Here is a 21,655-nt window from a genome sequence, read left to right on the forward strand (position 1 = left end):
TTAATAGATCATCTGGAATTCGGGTGAAAGAAATAAGGCCCATAGGAAATCCTGGACTTCCGGGGCTGCTGGTTTTTCACCGAAGGTTTTCATCGCTAATTCCATTTCTTTGGAGTTTGGCTCCCGCAAAACAGCCTTGGCAAATAACTCACGTGTCAATTTTTCTGAATCTGGATAAGTTTCTATCCAGGTCACTGCGCCTTTTTGAAGTGCTGAATTCAGCTTGTCTCCATTGCTTAGTTCCAAAGCCTGCAGCAAGCTTGCCTGAGAATCCCTGCTTGTGGATACAATTTCACGAGTTGGTCGACCCAAAGCCTTCAGAAATTCATTATTGGCAACCAAAGAAGCTCTAGTAAATTCTCGGTTTTGCGTCGCTTCAGGAATGAGTTCGTATGGTTTGAATTTGACCTCTATCGAGTCAAAAAGAGGAGCTGCCAAAAGTGAAACAGCATCTGAGAATTGCTCTGCAGTCATTCTTCTTCTGACCATTCCTTCAAATTGGTAGTCTTCCGCCAAAAGGAAGTCAGATGAAGGAACCGGAATAGATTGGCTTTGATAGATTTTGGAAGTAGCGATTTGCTTAATCAATCGCTTGATATCGTAGCCGTTTTCTGTGAAATCAGAAGCCAACCAATCCAATAAATCCTGACTCCATGGTTCATTGTCCATTTCATCGACCGGCTCTACGATTCCTCTTCCCATCATTTGTTTCCAGATTCTATTGACAATGGTTCGGGAAAGACGTCCGTTTTTGGGTTGAACTAGCTGATCTGCCAGCTGCTGAAGTTTTTCAGCTTTAGTTGCCAAGCTGTCTATTTCACCCAAATCTTCCCAAAGAATCTTCGTTTGGGCCATTTTTCCTGTTGGCTTTTCACAACGACTGATTTCCAAAGTAGAGTCTGCAAAAATGTTTGCAAAAGCATAGGACTCCTCCAGTTTCCAGTCGGAAATAAAGCTGTCATGACAGGAAGCGCATTTTAGGTTGAGGCCTAGGATCACTTGGCCTACATTCTGTGCCGCCTGCATCTCGGTTCGTTGAGATGCATTGACTGTTCCTCTCCAGCGGATTCCTTCGATAAAGCCTTTAGATTTATCTGTCGGACTCAGAAGTTCTTTCACAAAGAGATCATAAGGTTTGTTATATCTCAGGGAAGTATAAATCCAATCGGTGATGGCGAATCTTCCCCCTGTGATATAGCCGGTTCCGGTATAATCATTCCTTAAGGCATCGTTCCAGAAAGTCAGCCAATGCTGAGAATAATCATCAGTTTGATTCAGGAGTCTCTCAACCCAAAGGGATCTTTTGTTTGGGTCGGGATCGGTTTCAAATTCCTCCAAATCACTTGGGCTGGGAATAAGACCAACGATGTCCAGATAAGCTCTTCTTAAAAAAGTCCTGTCATCCACAAGCTCGGTCCATTCAATAGAGTTTTTCTCAAAGTACTGATTGACCAAGCGGTCGATTGGATTTTCTAGGCCTGATTTTACAGGGGGTAAGTTGGGCTTTCTTGGAGCCAATTCAGCAACTCTATAAACGGAGAAATTATCTGCTTTCTCAGGCCATGGAGCTCCTTTTTCTACCCAAATAGTAAGTAATTGAATTTCCTCTTTTGTCAAGAGTTTGCCTTTGGAAGGCATTACATCTTTATGGTTTTTTGATAAAGAAATTCTGCGAATCAAATCACTATTATCTGGATTTCCTGCTTCGAAAATGGGGCCGCTTTCACCACCAGCAAAGATGAATTCCTTTTCATCCAATCTCAAATCTCCTTCGATTTTGGCTCCTGAATGGCATTTGTAGCAGTTGTGTGCAAAAACGGATCTGACGTTGGTCACCAACTGAACTTCCTGTTCTGATGATAGCTCATTTTGAAAAGAAGCCAAATTGATGGTGATGGATTCTGGGGCTTCTTCATCAGTTTGAAAAGGTAAAGTCTCTGTGAGAAATGATTCTCCATGGGTTAAGCTTGCACCATAGTGTCCTGCGAAACCAACATCAACAGCCGTGATTACTAACAAGCTTCGGTAAATTTTGATTGCGCTAGGATGGCTTTGAGCTTTCCTGACAAAATAAATCAAAGCAATACTTAATGCAGCTGCAGCAATTCCAATGTATTTGTGGATGTCCAAAGTTGATCCAGCGGTTCCTTCATTTTCTGCCAAAAGTAGTCCGAAGATCACTGAAGAAAAGACTGAAGTGGCTCCGAAATAAACCATCAAATTGATGGCTTTGCGCATGGGTTGCGAGTAGTTTTTTAAGGTGTGTAATTCCAGAAATGTTGCAAAGAGCAGCAAAGCAATCGGGAAATGAACTACCATGGGATGCAATCTCCCCAAGAAATCCCAGAGCCAAAAAGAGCTAGAGCTGGTTTCTCCCTGAGCAAAAATGGGAGTCAGAACACTTAAAAAAAGTATAAGGGATAAAGTGATGTTTTTCCAGATTCTGGAAGATATATGATATGGGCTTTTGACCTTCAAAGTTTTTTCCATTTTTCAGGAAAAAAATATAAGGCTTTTGCCCAAACTATCTGTCCTGCAAGGGTTTTATTTGACGAGTGGTGCTTTAGGGAGACTCTGGAAAAAGACAAAAAAATAGCCAAGAGAAATATCCCTTGGCTATTCGGTATAGACCATTGGTTTACTTGATAAATTCTATTTCAGTGACGGTCATGATTGTTTCTCCTGATTTGGCACTAGGATTTTTAAAGATGAAATAAAGGTCATGCAGTCCGGAAGTTGCTTGGATTACAACTTTGGCGCGGTTTGCTTGTTGCCTTCTCCATTCCACGAAGGTCATCCCCTCAGGTGGTCTGAATCCTCCTCCTTCTTTTCTTCCAATGCTTTCAGATGTGCCCAATACTTGTCCTTCCGGTGAATCTAGGCGAACTTCAACAGCACCACCCAGTGCTCCATTTCTAGATGTAATGCTAGCTAGGACATCGATCGCAGAGACCCCTGTCAAATCGATACCTTCCAAAGCAAAATAGGAGCCGTCGCCTTGAACCATGAAATTGATACTTGGGGTAGTGAGTAATTGGACGCCATTTCGATCTACTGATGTCTGAGGGTCAACAAATGGTTCTTTCAATGCCACATAGTCCACTCCTGAAAGTGGCTCAATAGAACCGGAACCTTTGTCCGAATATGATGCTCTCAACAAGAAGCTTCCTCCGGCATTTTCTCCAGCAGGTACCTCAGGCTTGATTTGTCCTTTTAGAGGAAGTGAATTCACAGTCGCTTGAGTTTCATCCATGCTAAGGATATAATCTACCATTCTTTTGGCATCTGCCTTAGAAAGTGAAGGGTGTGCACTCATACCATGATCACCCCATACCCCAGAACCACCATTGATGATTTTGTCGATCAGGTAATTTGTGTTTTGTTCTGTATTTGGATATTTATTGGCTACGGCCGTGTAGCTAGGGCCTATAGAAGTTGTGTCGTATTGATGACAAGATTTACAATCGCTTGATTCGATCAAGTTTCTGCCCAGATTAAGAATGGCGACAGTTTCTGCGCCACTCTGCTTGGAGGCGATTTCAATCGGATCAAATCCAGCTGGAACGTAGTCAAAAGTCACGGCAATTTCCTCAGGTTTGATTCCGCCATTCGCTGTGCTGCCGTCTTCCTCATCTAATACTTGAATGTCATAGCTCATTTGCTTGTCTCCAAACCAGAAGCTTCTGTTTTGATCTCCAAAATCAATTGAAACCTTTGGAGGTTCATTTCCTGCAGTGATTCTTATTTCAGTAAAATTACTTTCCCCTTTGGTATCAGTGACAGATAAGGTAGCAACATAATGGCCAGGCTCTTGGAAATTGAATGTAGGATTAGCACCCTGCATGGTTTGATTAAAACCTGAATCACTAGTGATCGACCAACTGTATGTCAATTTACCCTGATCATAATCATCAAAATCGTTTGTTCCTTCAGAATCGAAGTTGACTGTCAATGGAACAGCTCCGGCTATTTTATCAGCTTGTGCAGCGACATTTGGTTTTCTGTTTCCTTTGTTGAATTCAATTTTGACAATTCTGGAATTGGCATTTCCTCTGAACCAAGCAGAGCCATATTCTAGGATATATAGTGCTCCATCAGGGCCAAAGTCCATATCAATCGCCGAGCTAAAGGTGTATTCAGGTAGAAATCTTTCCATTCCTGTCATATCTCCATTTTCATCCATGCTAACTGCATAGATCCAGCCTCTCATAAAATCGACGATTAGCCATTTACCTTCATAATAAGCTGGGAAAACAAAAGGTGCGTCTTTTGCAAAATCAGCCTTTCTAAAGACAGGGCCACCTGTCGCAGATCTACCAGAGCTTCCTAATTCTGGGAATACTTCTGAAACTCCATATGGATAGTAAATCATTGCAGGAACAACCGGTGTTGGTAATTCTGTGAGACCTGTATTATTTCTTGAGTTATTGACCGGTTTATTGACATCAAATGGCTTTCCGTAAGTATCAGTGTCAAAATCATGTTCCACATAAGGGAAGTTGTCTCCGATGAAATAAGGCCACCCAAAGAACCCTGGGCCTTTGGCTTGATTGAATTCATCATAGCCTTTTGGTCCCCAAATAGAATCTGTGGATGCATCTGGTCCGACTTCACCCCAATAGAGGTAGCCTGTTTTGCTATCCAAAGTAGGCCTCCAAGGATTTCTATGTCCCATGGTGTAGATCTCAGGTCTTGTTTTTTCAGTTCCTTGAGGGAAAAGATTGCCTTCAGGGATGGTGTAGGAACCATCATCTTCTGGATGAATTCGAAGGATTTTTCCTCTTAGGTCATTGGTGTTTCCAGGTGCACGCTGATCATCATTGTTTTCTTGACCAGGTCTATCATCTAAGTTTGAGGTTCCTGAGCGAGGGTTGACGGTGTTGTTTCCTACAGTTAGGAACAAGTTGCCCTCTTGGTCAAATACCATCCCGCCACCAGTATGGCAGCATTCTTCACGTTGGGTAGGGATTTCTAGGACGATCTTCTTTGATGATTCTACCAATTCATTTCCTCGAAGTTCCCATCGAGCCAAGACATGTTTGGTATCCACTGGATCCGCATAGTACATGTAGATCCAATGATTTTTTTCGTAGTCAGGGTGAGCTATTACTCCCATCAAACCTTCTTCAGCTTCACGAGTGAAACCTTCTTTATTGGTGTATTTGGTGTTGACAGGGATTGTGGCGACCAAGGTGACTTCTTTGGTATTTTGGTCAAAGATTTTGACCCCGCCTTTTCTTTCGACAAAAAGGATTTTATCTCCTGGAAGGAATGTCATTTCCATAGGCTCGTCCATCCCTTCTGTAAGGGTGACAGCCGTAAAGCGGTTGTCATCGGGCTTTGTTATTGGTTCATCCTCTTTGTTAGCACAGCTAAAAAGAAAAGCACTCAATAGCAATCCGAGGACTCCACCTCGAAGTAAATTGAATCTCATAGGTTTATTGTTAGGATAATTGGTTATTCTAAAACTAGTTAATTTTCAATAGTCTCTATTATCTCAGAATGAAAAAATAGAATTTTTTCTTTCGGTAGAATAATAGGATAAAGGCTGGTTTTGTTTAGAAATAATTTGATGAAAGTTTCTTTTGCTAAATTTCCTGTTGAAAATAATTAAAAATCCGATTGATGGTTTTGAAATAAAAAGGAAATGCCCCAGTGATAAGCTGGGGCACCTATTTAAACCATGAAAAATTACAAACCTGTACAGATTTTTAATCTCATTTAACCGTACACAAGATCGATGTATATTACCTAAGAAGGACTGACAATTGTCATGATCTCATCTGATTGAAGTCAAAATTCAAAATTTATCCTGGCTAATTTCCAGAATTACATTGCCGATTTTTTTTCCAGAATGTACATAAGTGTAGGCTTTGCTGATTTCGTCCAGAGCGACTGTCTTGTCAATCAAAGGATGGAATTTTCCTTTTAACAATAACTGTCCTATTTCTTCAAGGCTTTCCCGTACGTTGGTTGGAACTGGGAACTTCACTTTCTTTTTACCCATAAAGCCGCTTTTTATTGCCAAAAATGGGTTTTCCCAATTGGGACCCAATTCCGAGGAAATGTAAACTCCATTTTCTTTCAATAAAGGTTTACAGATTTTGAATCTACTTTTTCCCACGGCATCAAACACTGCATCGAATTGTCCCACAAATTGGGTCCAGTCACCTTGAGAACCATCAATCACTCTGTCAGCTCCTAATTCTTTGACTCTATCAACATGTCCCAAACTGATAGCTGTGACGAGAACTCCCATCGATTTTAGAATCTGAATTGCAGCAGAACCAATTGCTCCAGTTCCTCCGATGACCAAGACATTATTCCCGGGATGAAGAGTCATTTTATTGATGAAGTTGTAGGCGTAGTGCACTCCTTCAATGGATCCAACGGCAGATTTCCAATCGATTCCATCGGGTATTTTCCGCAGATTTGAATAGGAGGAAGTACAAAAATATTCTGCATGACTACCGCATCCATTGTCAATAAATCCCCAGACCTTGTCTCCAATTTTGAAGCCTTTTTCGTTTGATCCTACAGCACTGATTACCCCGACAAAATCGGTCCCAGGTACAGGGGATTTTGGATTTGGGAGTCCCACAAAAAGTCGCATAATCCAAGGCCAACCAGTTACGACTGCCATATCAGTTCGATTAATGGTGGTAGCAACAACTTTGACTTGGATTTCTTTGGGTTTGGGTTCTGGAATAGGTAGGGTTCGAACTTGCACAAGATCAGTTGAAACATAGTGATCCCGGAAGGCCGCTTTCATGGATTTGAGTGGTGACATTTATGGATTTACTGGGCTTGTTGGTTTAGATATGTTGATCGATCAAAATCGTGTTACCATCAGGATCAAAAAGGAGGATGCTTCCTGGGCCTGAGCTACTTGGATCTGCTTCCTGTGCCAAAGCGATTCCTGCGTTTTTTAAGGAATGCTGGATTTTTCTGACATCATCATAATCCTTTACGGTTTGAGCTTCTTGATCCCAACCAGGGTTAAAAGTGAGTATGTTTTTGTCAAACATCTGATGGAAAAGACCAATCAAGGTTTGTTCATTTTTCATGATTAGGTAATTCATTTCCATGCTTCCTGCAAAAACTGAAAAGCCCAGTTTTTCATAGAATTCCTTAGAGGCTTGAAGATTTTTGACGGAAAGACTGACTGAAAATGCTCCTAGTTTCATGGTACTCAAGTTTTTGCTTTAAAATAGGATATTTCTATGGAACGAGATGGGGGATATAATGGTTTTTTTCAATTTTTTCATAAAAAAATGTAAGAAGCTAAAGTCTTTGTTTTGAGATGGTTTTGAGCCTTTTTTTTGGGTGAAAATAATATTGTTGTTTGCTTAGTTTTTGAGTGAATTTCCATTCACATTTGCCAGAATTTTTCTCAAAATAATCTATGAAAAAACTACTTTATGTGCTGCTTTTCGGAACATTAATGTTCTCATGCACTGAAACTGAAAAGCCAAATAATCCAGAAATTCCTGGATCAATATTTATTAAAGCTAATGGGAATTTTCTCAATGGTGATTGGAAAGGCTGGGTAATAATACAAAGTAGAGATGGATCTTATTTAGAAATGAAAGAAATAATTAAAAATGGAGAGGTAATGTTCGAAAACCTTGAGAATTACACTTATCATTTGACGTTTCTTACAAAAAATCCAACTCCAAACGGGGATGAAGTTTATACAGGGATGAGCTATTTGGATGTCCCAATAGGAGAGACTTATACTTTAGGATTGCCAAACGGAAATTCTCAATTTAAAAGTAGGCAAGGAGAATTTGGAATTAGTTTGGCCCACACTTCGGAAGTAGTTGGAGCTTATGGAAGTTCATCAGATGGTGTCCTATCCTTTACTTCATATTACAATCCAAATCAAGTTAATATAATACAAGGTTATAGCAGTGAAGCGAGTGATTACCTCATTGTTGCCTATGATGATCAGGGTAATTACAGACATAAATTTCTAAAAGATGTTTCGGTGAATGGTAGTTATTCTATTAATTTTTATGAAATGAACCCATTTGATAAAATTATTTCCATTTCATCGAATATAGCTCCTAATGCCAATTATGAAGTAATTGCATTGAATGAAAATGAATATAGGTTTAGCTATGGAAATGTTTTGACCTCAACTAATTTTGGTGCTGCTCCAGGAGCAAGTAATTACAATCTTGGTTTTTTGGATTTATTCAAACTTTATGATGTAAAATTTAACTTTCGGAAGGAAGGAAATGAATTGTTTTATAGGAAAATAGGAGCCGCTCCTTCAAAAATTGAAATTCCTAGCACTTTAGACTTTTCAATTTCAAATTCCTCCCTCTATAATTTTCAATCTAAATTACCAATTTGGGCAAATCAGTTTTTGGCTTCAGTATATAAAAATGAAATTAGTGAAGAGGGAAGTAAATTTTTTAGTTTTTGGGTTCAAGGTAAAGAGTCAAACTTCTCATTGATTTTTCCTGAAGAACTAAAAAGCCAGGTCCCTTTTTTGAATGATTCTGAAAACCTTAATATGTCGAGTGTGAGAGCAATTAAATCTAGCTATAGCTATGATGAATTAGTAAGAAACATCTTGATAGAAGTTCCTGTTAAGTACGAGTATGAATATTTTTCATCAATTAAATCCTCCAATTAAGAATCCTGGGGAGACTAAAAATAAATAGTCTCCCCTTTTTCTGCGCTTTCCTTGGCTGCCTGAAGAATCTCCATCACGGTCATATTATTCTCCAAAGAATACAGATCATATTCGGGCAATTTGATTTCATTTCTCACCACTGCTTTTAATAGCATAAATGGATCTGGATAGGGTGGTTCCATTTCTGGAAGCAGGTAAGTTTGCTCATCAAAGCCATCGTAGCCCTCGGCCATTCGTACTCTGAGTTGATTTCTATTATCAGCGAAGATAGTCCCGGTTAGCCCATAGACTTCCATGTCTTTTCTACCAATCGGCCAGTTCCAGGATGCCTGAATAATGACTTGAGCATTTGGGTAATTGACGATGATAGTTGCATCATCCTCAACCTGCGGGTTGTTTTCAGGCTGAAGCTGCTGAGTTACGGCAGTGACTGAGATAGGTCTTTCACCGTCCATTAGCCAAGTCATGAGGTTGGCGCCATAACAGCCAAAATCCATCAAAGCTCCACCACCATTTAGTTTGGGATCGATCAGCCAGCTCAAAAATTCAGGACCGACTCCGATTTTCTTTGGGCCTCTATGACCATCCCGAACAACTACTTTTTGGAGGTTTCCGACTTTTCCGGAGTCCAAAAGTTCCTTTGCTCTATGATTTGTCGGGTACCAGCTCGTTTCATAGTTTGTCAATAGATGGATGTTATGCTTTTCTGCCAAAGCCTTCATTTTTTGAGCATGTTCCAAACTTACTGCAAGAGGTTTTTCAACCATCACGTGAACTCCTCGAGGTGCAGCTGCCTCTACCACAGCTAAATGCTGAAAGGTGTTTCCAAATGCTGCGACAGCTTCCGGTTTTTTTTCATCAAGAAGTTTCTCAAGGTCTTCAAAGAAAAGTTCCATTGAAAGACCGTGTTGCTTGGCATATTTTTCTGCTAATTCTCTGTTGGGTTCAGCTATTCCTACAATTTCATAATCCCCACGATTCATCGAATTGAAAACCCATCCAACATGTCCGTGGTCTAATCCCGCAACGGCAAGTTTGAGTGGTTCTTGTCCTTGAGCCTGGAGTTGAAGAAAAATGGAAAGTGTAAGGATACAGAGTAGGGTCTTCATAAATTTAAAATTGAACAAGGAAGATGATTAAAAGCCTAATGAAAATCAACCTAGGCAATTATTTCTTCACTTGATCAAAGGTTTTATTTTGAAGCTCTGGCTCTGATCCATCTCATTTGTCCAATATGATTGGATTCATGCTCAAATACATGATACCATTTCCAATAGGTGTTTACATCGCCATCTGGGCCTGACCAAATTGGATCAATGGAAAAAAGCCATTCATCATCCAGAATTTTGAATTTTTCTAAAGTCTCCTCGCGGACCTGACCTATCATATTCATATAATAATCTAAATCATGACCTTTGATTTTTTCTCTACCCTCATCGCCTAAGCGAGATGCCGCTCCCCAGATTTTATCTTCTTCCTCGTTGAACTCCTGACGGTTTTCAAATGTGTTTATTTGGTAGAATTTCTCCGTTGCCCCAAGATGCATCAAAAGCGCACCGATGGTATTGGATTCTGCATCAAACAAAAAGTCCAATTCCTTTTGACTCATGTCTTTGATGGTTTGAGAAAGGTTCATTCTCATGTAGTTCATCATAGAAACCAAAGTTCCCATTTCGGGAGTGTAACCTGTTCTAGGCCCGATTACTAGTAAGTTCTCACTTCTTTTTCCAGAACTTGCTTTGGAAGCTTGGATTCCACCTATCATGGAAATTCCAGCAGTTAGGGCAATTCCTTTTTTGAGAAATTCTCTTCTGTAATTTTTTTGAGCCTTCATGATTCTTGATTTAAAGTTCTAAAAGTTATCTTGTTATGAATTGTATATCACTCATTCAATTTACCAAAAACCAGCCAAATGAAATATAGATCCTTTTTTCTCTCGCTTTCTCTGCTAGGGTTGATTTTCTCCTGCTCGGAGAAAAAACCATATCAATTCAAGGTTTCAGATATTGAACCACATATCGACTCACTTTCTTCGGATTATTATATGGGACGAATGCCTTTTACAGAAGGTGAAACCCGTACTTTGGATTATTTGGAAAAGGAATTGGTAAGCCTTGGTCTTGAGCCGGGCAACGGGAATTCTTATTTCCAGGATGTTCCTATGGTGTCTATTCTGACGAGTCCTTCCCCTACGATGGAAATCAAATCAGCCAATGAATCATTGACAATTGAAGGGTTAAAAGACTTTGTGCTTTGGACTCAGAGAACTGATCCAGAAGTGGCTTTTTCGGATGTTGAAATGATTTTTGCAGGATTTGGGATCATTGCTCCTGAATATGGATGGGATGATTACAAAAACATTGATGTCAAAGGAAAAATAGTAGTCGTTTTGGTAAATGATCCCGGATTTGGTTCAGAGGATGCTTCGTTTTTTAAAGGAAATACAATGACTTATTATGGTCGTTGGACCTATAAATATGAGGAAGCGATCCGCCAAGGAGCTTTGGGATGCCTGATCGTTCACAATACTATTCCGGCAGGATATGGATTCAATGTGGTTCAAAACAACTGGAATGCTTCCAAGCTTTATTTAGATGATCGAGGAAAGGAAGAGTATAAACTGGCTTTTGAAGGCTGGGTGACTTTGCCTACTGCAAATAAGCTTTTTGCGATGGCAGGATTAAACGAAAGAGAATTGCTTGCTAAAGCGAGGAAACCTGATTTCGAAGCTATTCCTATGAATTTGACGGCTTCCTCAGCGATGGAAGTAAAAACCGTTTATAATACTTCAAAAAATGTAGTGGCAAAAATAACAGGGTCTGAGAAGCCAGATGAATACATCATTTATACGGCTCATTGGGATCATTTAGGAATAGGAAAGCCAGATGAAACAGGTGATAGTATTTACAATGGAGCCTTGGATAATGCCTCAGGTACAGCAGCACTTTTAGCGTTGGCCAAAGGCTTTCAAGAATCCAAAAAACCGAAAAGAACCGTGGTCTTTTTGGCAGTGACTGCAGAGGAGCAAGGGCTTTGGGGTTCTGCATATTATGCACAAAATCCAATTTATGCGCCTTCCAAAACAGTAGCCAATATCAATATGGATGGAGTAAATCCTTACGGAAAAATGAAAGATGTTTCAATCGTAGGCTATGGGCAATCTGAAATGGAAGATTTGCTTAATGCAGAATTGGAGAAACAGGGAAGATATTCCGCACCAGAACCAAGTCCTGTGAATGGCTATTATTTCCGTTCTGATCATTTTAATTTTGCTAAAATCGGAGTTCCTGCTTTGTATATTGATACAGGAATCGACCATTTCGAAAAGGGAAAAGAGTTTGGAAAGGCCCTTCAGGATGAATATGTGGCTAAATACTATCATAAACCTTCCGATGAATATGATCCTAGCAGATGGAATTTAGAGGGAGCAGTGGATGACGTTCAGCTTTTATACAATATCGGAGAAACCTTGTCAAATTCAGATCAGTGGCCTGGCTGGAAAGAAGGCTCGGAGTTCAAGGCGATTCGAGATGGTTATATGAAAAAGTAATTACTACCCATTAGAAGTTAAAAAAGCTCTCCAGTTTTCACTGAAGAGCTTTTTCTATTTAGACTTTGCAAGAAGCAATTGAAATTCCAATGGGCTACAAGTTTGAAACTCATCCTCAGCAAGATCTTCGAAGATTTCCTCATCAAACTCCATCTCTGTTTTTTCGACCTTTCCATCGGGATGAAGAATCAATTCTATTCCTGTGAAGTCGCTTGGATTGACCATTACTAATACTTGATAGTCTTCGAAAACCCTCTTGAAATATTGCGCTATTGCTTTAGCCATGATTGAATTTTGATTTTTTTTCAAAAATAAGTGGAAAATTTTTCATGAGTGTTTTGTCGTTTCAGATCCGTTCCTAAATTTGCCGAAGTCTTATGAAAACAATCGCAAACAAATATTGGTGGTGGCATACTGAAACTTTCTCAGGGAAAGATCAGCAAGCCCATGCCTAAAATTTGATTGCATGACGATAGTAGAGGCTTACTGGATTTCCCGGTAAGCCTTTTTTTGTGCCAAAATTTAACCACGAATGAACCACGTAAAATATCCGATTCTGACTACCTACCGAAAGCGTCTGGCAGATACGATCACTCCGGTGAGTATCTATTTGCAGATTAGGGATCGTTTCGCCAATCCGATTTTATTGGAAAGTTCAGATTACCATGGTCAGGAAAACAGCTATTCCTATATCTGTTTTAATCCTTTGGCTACTTTTCAATTCAACAATGGGGAAGTGACTGAAAAGCTTCCTGATGGAAAAGAGGTTTCCTATGAAGTCTCTGCCAAAAATCGACTCATGGATGCTTTGAGGGCTTTTGGAAATAAGTTTGATCCAACTCCTGACAAGTTCAAGTTCAGCACCAATGGCCTTTTTGGCTATATCCAATATGATACGGTAGGATGGTTTGAGGATATCAAGCTGACCAAAACTGAGCCTACGGAGGTTCCGATGATGTGGTACTCCATGTACCAGAATATCATTGTAGTGGATCATTTTAAAAATGAGTTGCATTTGTTCGAGCACAGAGTAGCTGGTGCTGAAAATCCTGAGTACATGGATGAAATTGAACAATTGCTGATCAATAAGAATATTCCGACTTATTCCTTTAAGAAGGTAGGAGAGGAAGTTTCGAATTATACAGATGAGGAATTTTTGAAAATCCTTAATCAGGGTAGAGAGCATTGCTTCCGTGGTGACGTATTTCAGATAGTCCTTTCCAGAAGATTCACGACGGAATTTAAAGGGGATGAATTCAATGTTTACAGAGCACTTCGTTCAGTAAATCCATCCCCATATCTATTCTACTTTGATTATGGTTCTTTCAAAGTATTTGGTAGTTCTCCAGAGGCTCAAATCGTAGTTAAAAACAAAACGGCCACGATTTATCCAATAGCAGGAACCTTTAGAAGAACAGGGAATGATCAGGATGATGCCGCATTGGCCAGAAAGCTTTACGATGATCCGAAAGAAAATTCAGAGCATGTGATGTTGGTGGATCTGGCCAGAAATGACTTATCAAGATCCTCAGATGTGGTCAAGGTTGATGTATTCAAAGAGATTCAATACTACTCACACGTGATTCACTTGGTTTCAAAAGTTACCGGACATCTTCCGGAAGGTGCAAACCCACTTCAACTAGTGGCTGATACATTCCCAGCAGGAACCTTGTCTGGCGCACCGAAATACAGAGCAATGGAGCTGATTGATGAATTGGAAAATGTCAGCAGACAGTTTTATGGCGGAGCCATCGGTTATTTAGGATTCAATGGCGATTTCAATCATGCAATTTTGATTAGATCCTTTGTTTCTGAGAACAATAAACTTCGATTCCAAGCGGGAGCGGGTGTGGTAGCCAAATCTTCCATCCCTTCAGAACTTCAGGAAGTAGCAAATAAATTAGAGGCCTTGAGAGTAGCTCTTCGAGCGGCGGAAGGGATATGAACTTTCCAACTGATATAAAAAAGAAAAAAAGATGCGAATTCTCGTTCTAGATAATTACGATTCCTTTACATACAACCTTGTCTACATAGTCAGGCAACTAGGTTATGGTGATCAAATGGACGTCATCAGAAATGACAAAATCACGGTGGAGGAAGTTGATAAATACGACAAAATCCTTCTTTCCCCGGGACCTGGGATTCCTTCTGAAGCGGGAATTATGCCAGAGCTGATCAAAACCTATGCTGCAACCATGTCTATTTTGGGTGTTTGTTTAGGACATCAAGCAATAGGAGAAGCTTTTGGAGGAAGTTTGATAAACTTGGCGGAAGTCCTTCATGGAGTGGCATCTCAAGTGAAAGTGGAAAAAGATCTTTTATTTGAAGGTGTTCCAGAATCATTTGCCATTGGAAGATACCATTCTTGGGTAATCAATGAAGGAGATTTGTCTCCGGAATTAGAAGTGATTGCAAGGACACCAGATCAGCAAATCATGGCAGTGAGACACAAACAATTTGCTGTCAGAGGAGTTCAGTTTCACCCGGAAAGTATCCTGACTGAAAACGGAATTAAAATAATTCAAAATTGGATTGAATCTTGATTTGATTGAGATCACAAGACCCTGTAAATCATGAAAGAAATACTTAATCACCTAATCGAGCACAAAACACTTTCTCAAGAGCAAGCGAGAGAAGTGTTGAAAAGTTTGGCCTCTGGAGTCTATAATCAATCTCAAGTTGCTGCATTTATGACCGTTTATATGATGCGATCAATTACAGTGGAAGAACTGAGAGGTTTTAGAGAAGCAATGCTGGAATTGTGTATTCCGGTGAATATTGCAGAGTATGACGCGATGGATCTTTGCGGTACGGGAGGAGATGGAAAAGATACATTTAATATCTCAACTCTTTCTTCATTTATTGTAGCGGGAGCTGGCCAGAATGTAGCCAAGCATGGCAATACGGGAGTTTCTTCTATCTGTGGCTCATCTAATTTGATGTCCTATTTCGGATACGAATTTACCAATGATATCAATGAAATCAGGAGGTCTTTGGACGAGGCAGGAATTTGCTTTTTGCATGCACCGCTTTTCCATCCCGCTATGAAAAATGTTGCGCCAATTCGAAAAGAATTGGGAGTGAAGACCTTCTTCAATATGTTGGGACCAATGGTGAACCCGAGTTTTCCCGCAAAGCAAATGGTTGGTGTATTTAGCTTAGAGCTAACACGACTTTACGGGTACCTTTATCAAGAGAGCGATGCTCAATTCTCGATTGTCCATTCCTTGGATGGGTATGATGAGATTTCGTTAACAGGTGCTTTTAAAATGGTTTCCAACAGAGGTGAGAAGTTATTCCAGCCTGAGCAGATTGGTTTACCAAAGCTAAAAGCCGAGGAAATTGAAGGAGGCAAAACCATCGAGGAAACAGCCAAAATATTTGAAAGCATTCTGAAAGGCAAGGGGACAAAAGGACAGAATTCTGTGGTGATCGCGAATTCTGCGGCAGCCTTGGTGACAGCGGACGAAAATCTGGATTTTCCAGATGCAGTAGCCAAAGCCGAAGAAGTATTGATGAGTGGAAAGGCACTTGAAGTCTTCTACGGTCTTGTCAATCCCAAAACCTCAGTTTCATTCGCCTAATCAACAATTATGAATATTCTAGATAAAATCATCGCAGACAAGTACAAAGAGGTCGCTGATAAAAAAAGTTTGATTCCAGTCAAACTACTGGAGAAAAGCATCTATTTCGATGGGAAAGTAGTCTCTATGAAAAAGTATGTGACTCACCCTGACAAGTCAGGAATTATTTCCGAGTTTAAAAGAAAGTCCCCTTCCAAAGGAGTAATTAATGGAGGGGCTTCTGTAGAAACAGTGAGTATCGGCTACATGCAAGCAGGAGCATCTGCTTTGTCAGTTTTGACGGATCAGGTGTATTTCGGAGGCAGCAATGATGATTTGAAAATTGCACGAAAGTTTAATTTCTGTCCGATTCTTAGAAAAGATTTCGTGGTGGATGAATACCAGATCATCGAGGCAAAATCAATTGGTGCCGACTGTATCTTGTTGATTGCGGCAGCTTTGGAACCAGCAAAATTGAAATCCTTGGCTTATTTCGCTAAAAGCCTGGGAATGGAAGTGCTTTTGGAAGTGCACGATGGTGAAGAGTTGGAAAAAAGCATCAACGATGGAGTGGACTTGATCGGTGTGAACAATAGGAATTTGAAAACTTTCGATGTGTCGATTGAAACTTCACTTTCTTTGGTGGATGCAATTCCTGATTCATTTGTAAAAATTTCGGAAAGTGGAATTTCTGATCCGAAAACCATGGTTCAGTTGAAAAAAGCAGGTTTTGACGGGTTCTTGATTGGAGAAAATTTCATGAAATCGGCTAGACCCGAGCAAGCAGCTTACACCTTCATCAAGGAATTTAAAAAACTTCAAGCTCAGGAAGAACTAAGCAAAGTCTGATGGAGGTCAAAGTATGTGGCATGAGAGAGCCTGAAAATGTTCAGGGGCTAATTCAGGAAGTAAAGCCTGATTGGATGGGACTGATCTTTTATGAAAAATCCCCTCGGTTTGTGCTAGATTCTTCAGCCGAAAAATTGAAAGGAGTTCCTATTAAGAAAGTTGGAGTTTTTGTCAATGAAGAGATTGATCAAATTCTTGACAAAGTTGAAAAATTTGATTTAAAGGCGATTCAGCTTCATGGAAAGGAAAGTCCTGAAATGGTTCGTGAATTGTCCAACCAAACAGATTGTGAACTTTGGAAAGTAATCTCTGTAAAAGAGGATGTGGATTGGGGTTTATACAAAGATTACGTTCCGCATATCAACCTCTTTTTATTTGACACCGCTACCAAAGCTCATGGTGGATCCGGTCAAAAGTTTGATTGGGAAATCTTAAAAAGTTACCCTTTTGAAAAAGGCTATTTCCTAAGTGGAGGGCTGGACGAAGAAAGTGTAGATGAAATCCTTGAATTTGCGGCACAGTCTCCACATTTAAAAGGAGTGGATTTGAACTCAAAGTTTGAGCTGTCTCCCGGATTGAAAAACATCCAGAAACTAAGAAATTTTAAAAATCATCTGATGAATTCAGGTGCTAACAACCATAAACAAAATTAAAGCAATGATAGGTGTAGACGAAAGAGGATATTATGGCAGCTTTGGAGGGGCCTTTATCCCAGAAATGCTTCATCCCAATGTGGAGGAGCTGAAAGAAAACTACGAAGCCATCATGGCATCTCCTGAATTCCAAGCTGAATTTCGGGGATTATTAAAGGATTATGTGGGGAGACCGACTCCTCTTTATTTCGCATCCAGACTTTCTGAGAAATATGGTGCAAAAGTCTATCTGAAAAGAGAAGATTTATGCCATACAGGTGCTCACAAAGTAAACAATACGATTGGCCAGATTATCCTTGCCAAGAAGTTAGGGAAAAAGCGAATCATTGCTGAGACAGGTGCTGGTCAACACGGAGTTGCAACAGCTACAGTTTGCGCTTTGATGGGGATGGAGTGTACGGTTTATATGGGAGAGTTGGACATCCAGCGTCAGCGTCCCAATGTGGAGAGGATGAGGATATTGGGAGCTCAGGTGATTCCTGCGACTTCAGGGTCCAAAACTTTGAAAGATGCCACAAATGAAGCAATGAGAGCTTGGATTAACAATCCGGTAGACACGCATTACATCATCGGGTCAGTGGTAGGACCGCATCCTTACCCAGAGATGGTAGCGAGATTTCAGTCTGTGATTTCTGAGGAAATTAAATGGCAATTGAAAGAGAAAGAAGGAAGAGAGAATCCGGATTTGGTGATCGCTTGTGTAGGTGGAGGTTCCAATGCTGCAGGTGCATTTTTCCATTACTATAATACTCCAGAAGTAAGATTGATTGCTGCAGAAGCTGGAGGTTTGGGAGTAGAATCAGGGAAAACAGCGGCTACCACAGCCAAAGGAACTCCAGGTATTTTGCACGGGTCCAAAACTATTTTGATGCAGACGGAAGATGGTCAGGTTGTCGAGCCACATTCTATTTCGGCTGGATTGGATTATCCGGGAATCGGGCCTGTTCACGCACATTTGTTTGAGGTTGGCAGAGCTGAATTTGTGGCTGTTGAAGATGAAGATGCGATGAAATCAGGGATTGAGCTGAGCAGGTTGGAAGGAATTATCCCTGCAATTGAATCTGCGCATGCTTTGTATGCCTTGAATATGATCGAATACAAGAAAGATGATGTCATCGTGATCAATCTTTCTGGAAGAGGAGATAAAGATTTGGAGACCTATATTAAGTGGGGAGGATATTGAAGATTCGAATTAGGAATTACGAAATACGAAATTAAAAATATCGAATGTTGAATTTCGAATAATGAAGTTCCTCAACAAATCAAATTTTCCAATTTTTCAATTGTGAATACAAAACAATGAACCGGATACATACACTATTTAATACCAAGAAGGAGCGAGTTCTTTCCATTTACTTCACTGCAGGTTTTCCAAACTTAGAGGATACTGTTCCAATTATGGAAGCGATTGAAGCGGGAGGGGCAGATATTATTGAAATCGGAGTTCCTTATTCAGATCCTGTTGCGGATGGACCGACTATTCAGGATTCCAACCAGATTGCTTTGCAAAATGGGATGAGCATGAATAAACTGTTCGAGCAATTAGTAGGTTTTCGTGCGAAAGTCCATTTGCCGGTAGTGCTGATGGGCTATTTGAACCCGATCATGCAATACGGTATGGAGGCGTTTTGTAAGAAATGTAAAGAAGTGGGAGTTGATGGTTTGATCTTACCAGATCTTCCAATGCAAGAGTATTTGGATGAATATAAAGCCCTGTTTGATTCCTATGGTTTAGTGAATACTTTCTTGATTTCTCCGCAAACATCAGAGAAGCGAATCCGTGAGATTGATGGAAATACCGATGGATTTATCTATATGGTTTCCTCTCATTCCATTACAGGTGCTAAAAGTGGGATTTCCGAGGAGCAGATCAATTACTTCGAAAGAGTAAGAGAAATGAATCTGAAAAATCCTCGTTTGATTGGCTTTGGGATTTCTAATTCTGAAACATTCACTACAGCTTCTAATTATAGTAACGGCGCCATCATTGGATCGGCTTTTATTAAAGTGCTGAAGAATTCTGAAAACTTGAAAGAGGATGTTCAGAGTTACATTCAGTCAGTAATAAATTGAATAAGAGATTAGAAGGCAAGAGAACAGAGATTGTCGAATAAAGTCTAACCTTCAAATTTCAGATTTTAGAAATTCGCTTGAGGTGACTAAGTAGCCCGTACTTCGTAATTCATAAGTTCTAAAAAGATAATTGAGAATTAAGAGGTCAAAAACATATAAAAGTTAAATAGCCTCATAAATCATAAATAAAAATGATCATACAGCTTCAACCGGATATTTCTGACAAGCAAAAAGAAAATCTGATCAATAAGGTCAATGGAATTGGCTATAAAACTACCGAAGTAAAAACCCAATTGGGGGACTATATCATCGGGATTGGAAAGAAAGAATTTGACATCCGCCAAATCGGCCAATTAGATGGGATTCAGGATATCCATATCGTTTCGGACGAATACAAGTTGGTTTCCAAAAAGTGGAAAGTAAAACCTACTTCCATTGATTTGGGAGACAATATCTTTATCAAAGATGGAGAAATGGCTATCATCACGGGTCCGTGTTCGATTGAGTCCGAAGAGCAAATCCGTAAAGTCGTGGATCACTGTGTGAAAAACGGGGTGAAAATGATGCGTGGAGGCGTTTTTAAGCCGAGAAGTAGCCCATATGCATTCCGTGGATTGGGACTGGAAGGTTTGAAATTATGGCATGATGTCGCTTCTGAAGCTGGAATCAAGATCGTGACAGAAGTGATGCAAACTTCCCAGATCGAAGAGATGTATCCTTATGTGGATGTGTACCAAGTAGGTGCTAGAAACTCTCAAAACTTCAACTTGTTGGATGAATTGGGGAAAGTCGACAAAGCGGTAATGATTAAAAGAGGGATTTCTGGAACCATCGAAGAGCTGCTTCAATCAGCTGAGTATGTTTTCTCAGGGGGAAATGAAAAATTGATTCTTTGTGAAAGAGGAATCAGAACCTACGAAAAGGCATCCAGAAATACCTTGGACTTGAATGCGATTCCGATTTTGAAAGCTAAATCCCATCTGCCGGTCATTGTAGATCCTTCTCATGGAATTGGTATCCGAGCTTATGTTCCTCAAATGGCTTTAGCTGGAGTGATGTCTGGAGCAGATGGAATCATTTACGAATCCCATGAAATTCCTGAGAAAGCTTATTCAGATGGACAGCAAACTTTGGACTTTGCACAAAGCGAAAGACTGATCTCTTGGATCAGAGAAAGCTTTGCAATGAGAAAAGGTTTTGAATTGTTGTAAAATAGGCTTGTACTAAGAGACTTATCTGTGTAAATTAGAGCCATCATTAAAATAAAATGAATCCAACACCAAGAACATTTGTACATCATTCCTACTATCATCTCCAATGATGGAATGGGAATACTATGTTTTTGAAAGAAATATTAGAAAGGCCTATTCCATCTCGGAATAGGCCTTTTTCGTTTCTAGGATACCATTTGCCCTCCAAGGGTTTAGAACTCTTGGAGGGTTGGTACAAACAAAAGAGATTTTACATAAACCCAAATAATAACAATGAGACAAATGATGGAAAAACCAAAAGACTGGGTCTTTAGCGACCCCCGACTTCAGGATTTGAAGCAGGAGTATGACCAGTATACTCCAGAGGATTTCAAGGTTTGGAAAATCTTGTTTGAAAGACAAATGCCAAACCTTCCTAAGGCTGCTTCCAAAGCCTATTTGGAAGGTGTGGAGAAAGTCGGTTTTACAGCAAATGAGATTGCCAATTTTGAGGAATTGAATCAGATTTTGGAGAAAACGACCGGTTGGGCAGTTCAGGTGGTTCCTGGATTAATCGATGATGATTTGTTCTTTGGCTTGCTGAATAACAAGCGTTTTCCATCTTCTACTTGGCTTCGCAAAATGTCCCAATTGGATTATCTGGAAGAACCTGATATGTTTCATGATGCTTTTGCCCATATGCCTTTGCTGACTAATCAGCCTTATGTGGATTTTCTGGAAAAACTTTCAGGAATTGCCTTGAAACACATCGAAGATCCATGGGCAATCCAGTTGTTGAGCAGGATTTATTGGTTTACGATTGAATTTGGATTGATTCGTGAAGATGGAGAGTTAAAAATATACGGTGCAGGTATACTCAGTTCGGCAGGAGAGACTAAATTTAGCCTTTCAAATGAACCGGCACATTATCCGTATGATGTCCGCAGAATTCTTAATCAGGAATACTGGAAAGATAAGTTTCAGGACAAGTATTTCGTGATTGAAAGTTACGAGCAATTGTATGAGTCTTTGCCTGAAATTCAGGAAGTACTTGTGGAGATGGTAGGAAGCGGGAAGTAGGAGGTTTTGAAGTTTGGATGTGGAAGTTGTAATTCTATTTATTGATAATA

18 protein-coding genes are annotated in these 21,655 nt (G+C 40.0%); 11 read left to right on the forward strand and 7 right to left on the reverse strand.

The genetic code is table 11. From position 1 onward, the window contains the following. From BUF13_RS18690 to BUF13_RS18710, 4 genes are all read right to left on the reverse strand, one after another. Positions 1-2,490 carry a DUF1549 domain-containing protein gene (locus BUF13_RS18690; protein WP_083586523.1) on the reverse strand — a complete coding sequence of 830 codons (2,490 nt, stop codon included), beginning with the start codon at positions 2,488-2,490 and terminating at the stop codon, positions 1-3. A gap of 148 nt (positions 2,491-2,638) precedes the next feature. After that, positions 2,639-5,434, reverse strand: coding sequence for a PQQ-dependent sugar dehydrogenase (locus tag BUF13_RS18700; RefSeq protein ID WP_073573345.1), 2,796 nt, complete (start codon positions 5,432-5,434; stop codon positions 2,639-2,641). A 366-nt stretch (positions 5,435-5,800) separates the two neighbouring features. Then, the gene (locus BUF13_RS18705; RefSeq protein WP_208327385.1) at positions 5,801-6,790 is read right to left on the reverse strand and encodes an NAD(P)-dependent alcohol dehydrogenase; all 990 of its coding nucleotides are present in this window, start codon (positions 6,788-6,790) and stop codon (positions 5,801-5,803) included. A gap of 25 nt (positions 6,791-6,815) precedes the next feature. Then, the gene (locus tag BUF13_RS18710) at positions 6,816-7,187 is read right to left on the reverse strand and encodes a VOC family protein (RefSeq protein ID WP_073573346.1); all 372 of its coding nucleotides are present in this window, start codon (positions 7,185-7,187) and stop codon (positions 6,816-6,818) included. 218 nt (positions 7,188-7,405) lie between these two features. Between BUF13_RS18710 and BUF13_RS18715 the strand changes: the two genes are divergently transcribed. After that, on the forward strand, positions 7,406-8,647 hold the full coding sequence (locus BUF13_RS18715; protein ID WP_073573347.1) for a hypothetical protein: 1,242 nt from the start codon (positions 7,406-7,408) through the stop codon (positions 8,645-8,647). 14 nt (positions 8,648-8,661) lie between these two features. Here the strand turns inward: BUF13_RS18715 and BUF13_RS18720 are convergent, their stop codons facing one another. Together BUF13_RS18720 and BUF13_RS18725 are read right to left on the reverse strand one after the other, a co-directional pair. Beyond that, positions 8,662-9,756 carry a Gfo/Idh/MocA family protein gene (locus BUF13_RS18720; RefSeq protein WP_073573348.1) on the reverse strand — a complete coding sequence of 365 codons (1,095 nt, stop codon included), beginning with the start codon at positions 9,754-9,756 and terminating at the stop codon, positions 8,662-8,664. Positions 9,757-9,839: 83 nt separating this feature from the next. Further along, the gene (locus BUF13_RS18725; protein ID WP_073573349.1) at positions 9,840-10,481 is read right to left on the reverse strand and encodes a DinB family protein; all 642 of its coding nucleotides are present in this window, start codon (positions 10,479-10,481) and stop codon (positions 9,840-9,842) included. A 78-nt stretch (positions 10,482-10,559) separates the two neighbouring features. Between BUF13_RS18725 and BUF13_RS18730 the strand changes: the two genes are divergently transcribed. Next, positions 10,560-12,197 carry a M28 family metallopeptidase gene (locus BUF13_RS18730; RefSeq protein WP_073573350.1) on the forward strand — a complete coding sequence of 546 codons (1,638 nt, stop codon included), beginning with the start codon at positions 10,560-10,562 and terminating at the stop codon, positions 12,195-12,197. Between the two features lie 54 nt (positions 12,198-12,251). Here BUF13_RS18730 and BUF13_RS18735 read toward each other — a convergent pair whose 3' ends face one another. Continuing rightward, entirely contained in the window at positions 12,252-12,482 is a 231-nt protein-coding gene (locus tag BUF13_RS18735; RefSeq protein ID WP_073573351.1) for a hypothetical protein, read from the reverse strand. A 247-nt stretch (positions 12,483-12,729) separates the two neighbouring features. Between BUF13_RS18735 and BUF13_RS18740 the strand changes: the two genes are divergently transcribed. The 9 genes from BUF13_RS18740 to BUF13_RS18780 all read left to right on the forward strand — a co-directional run bounded on the left by BUF13_RS18740 (position 12,730) and on the right by BUF13_RS18780 (position 21,605). Continuing rightward, positions 12,730-14,142 (forward strand): anthranilate synthase component I family protein, encoded by a 1,413-nt coding sequence (locus BUF13_RS18740; protein WP_073573352.1) that lies wholly within the window; start codon positions 12,730-12,732, stop codon positions 14,140-14,142. Positions 14,143-14,173: 31 nt separating this feature from the next. Then, positions 14,174-14,740 carry an anthranilate synthase component II gene (locus BUF13_RS18745; protein WP_073573353.1) on the forward strand — a complete coding sequence of 189 codons (567 nt, stop codon included), beginning with the start codon at positions 14,174-14,176 and terminating at the stop codon, positions 14,738-14,740. Between the two features lie 30 nt (positions 14,741-14,770). Further along, positions 14,771-15,781, forward strand: coding sequence for an anthranilate phosphoribosyltransferase (trpD, locus tag BUF13_RS18750; RefSeq protein ID WP_073573354.1), 1,011 nt, complete (start codon positions 14,771-14,773; stop codon positions 15,779-15,781). 9 nt (positions 15,782-15,790) lie between these two features. After that, positions 15,791-16,609 (forward strand): indole-3-glycerol phosphate synthase TrpC, encoded by an 819-nt coding sequence (gene trpC, locus BUF13_RS18755; RefSeq protein ID WP_073573355.1) that lies wholly within the window; start codon positions 15,791-15,793, stop codon positions 16,607-16,609. Next, positions 16,609-17,262 (forward strand): phosphoribosylanthranilate isomerase, encoded by a 654-nt coding sequence (locus BUF13_RS18760; RefSeq protein WP_073573356.1) that lies wholly within the window; start codon positions 16,609-16,611, stop codon positions 17,260-17,262. Before trpC ends, BUF13_RS18760 begins: the two co-directional genes overlap by 1 nt. A gap of 4 nt (positions 17,263-17,266) precedes the next feature. Continuing rightward, positions 17,267-18,445, forward strand: coding sequence for a tryptophan synthase subunit beta (trpB, locus tag BUF13_RS18765; RefSeq protein WP_073573496.1), 1,179 nt, complete (start codon positions 17,267-17,269; stop codon positions 18,443-18,445). Between the two features lie 116 nt (positions 18,446-18,561). Continuing rightward, positions 18,562-19,335, forward strand: a complete 774-nt coding sequence (gene trpA / locus BUF13_RS18770) for a tryptophan synthase subunit alpha (protein WP_073573357.1) — start codon at positions 18,562-18,564, stop codon at positions 19,333-19,335. A 191-nt stretch (positions 19,336-19,526) separates the two neighbouring features. Then, the gene (aroF, locus tag BUF13_RS18775) at positions 19,527-20,546 is read left to right on the forward strand and encodes a 3-deoxy-7-phosphoheptulonate synthase (RefSeq protein WP_073573358.1); all 1,020 of its coding nucleotides are present in this window, start codon (positions 19,527-19,529) and stop codon (positions 20,544-20,546) included. A 282-nt stretch (positions 20,547-20,828) separates the two neighbouring features. Further along, on the forward strand, positions 20,829-21,605 hold the full coding sequence (locus BUF13_RS18780; RefSeq protein ID WP_073573497.1) for a phenylalanine 4-monooxygenase: 777 nt from the start codon (positions 20,829-20,831) through the stop codon (positions 21,603-21,605). The last annotated feature ends 50 nt before the right edge of the window (positions 21,606-21,655 follow it).

The organism is Algoriphagus zhangzhouensis, assembly GCF_900148515.1.
Classification (GTDB): Bacteria; Bacteroidota; Bacteroidia; order Cytophagales; family Cyclobacteriaceae; genus Algoriphagus; species Algoriphagus zhangzhouensis.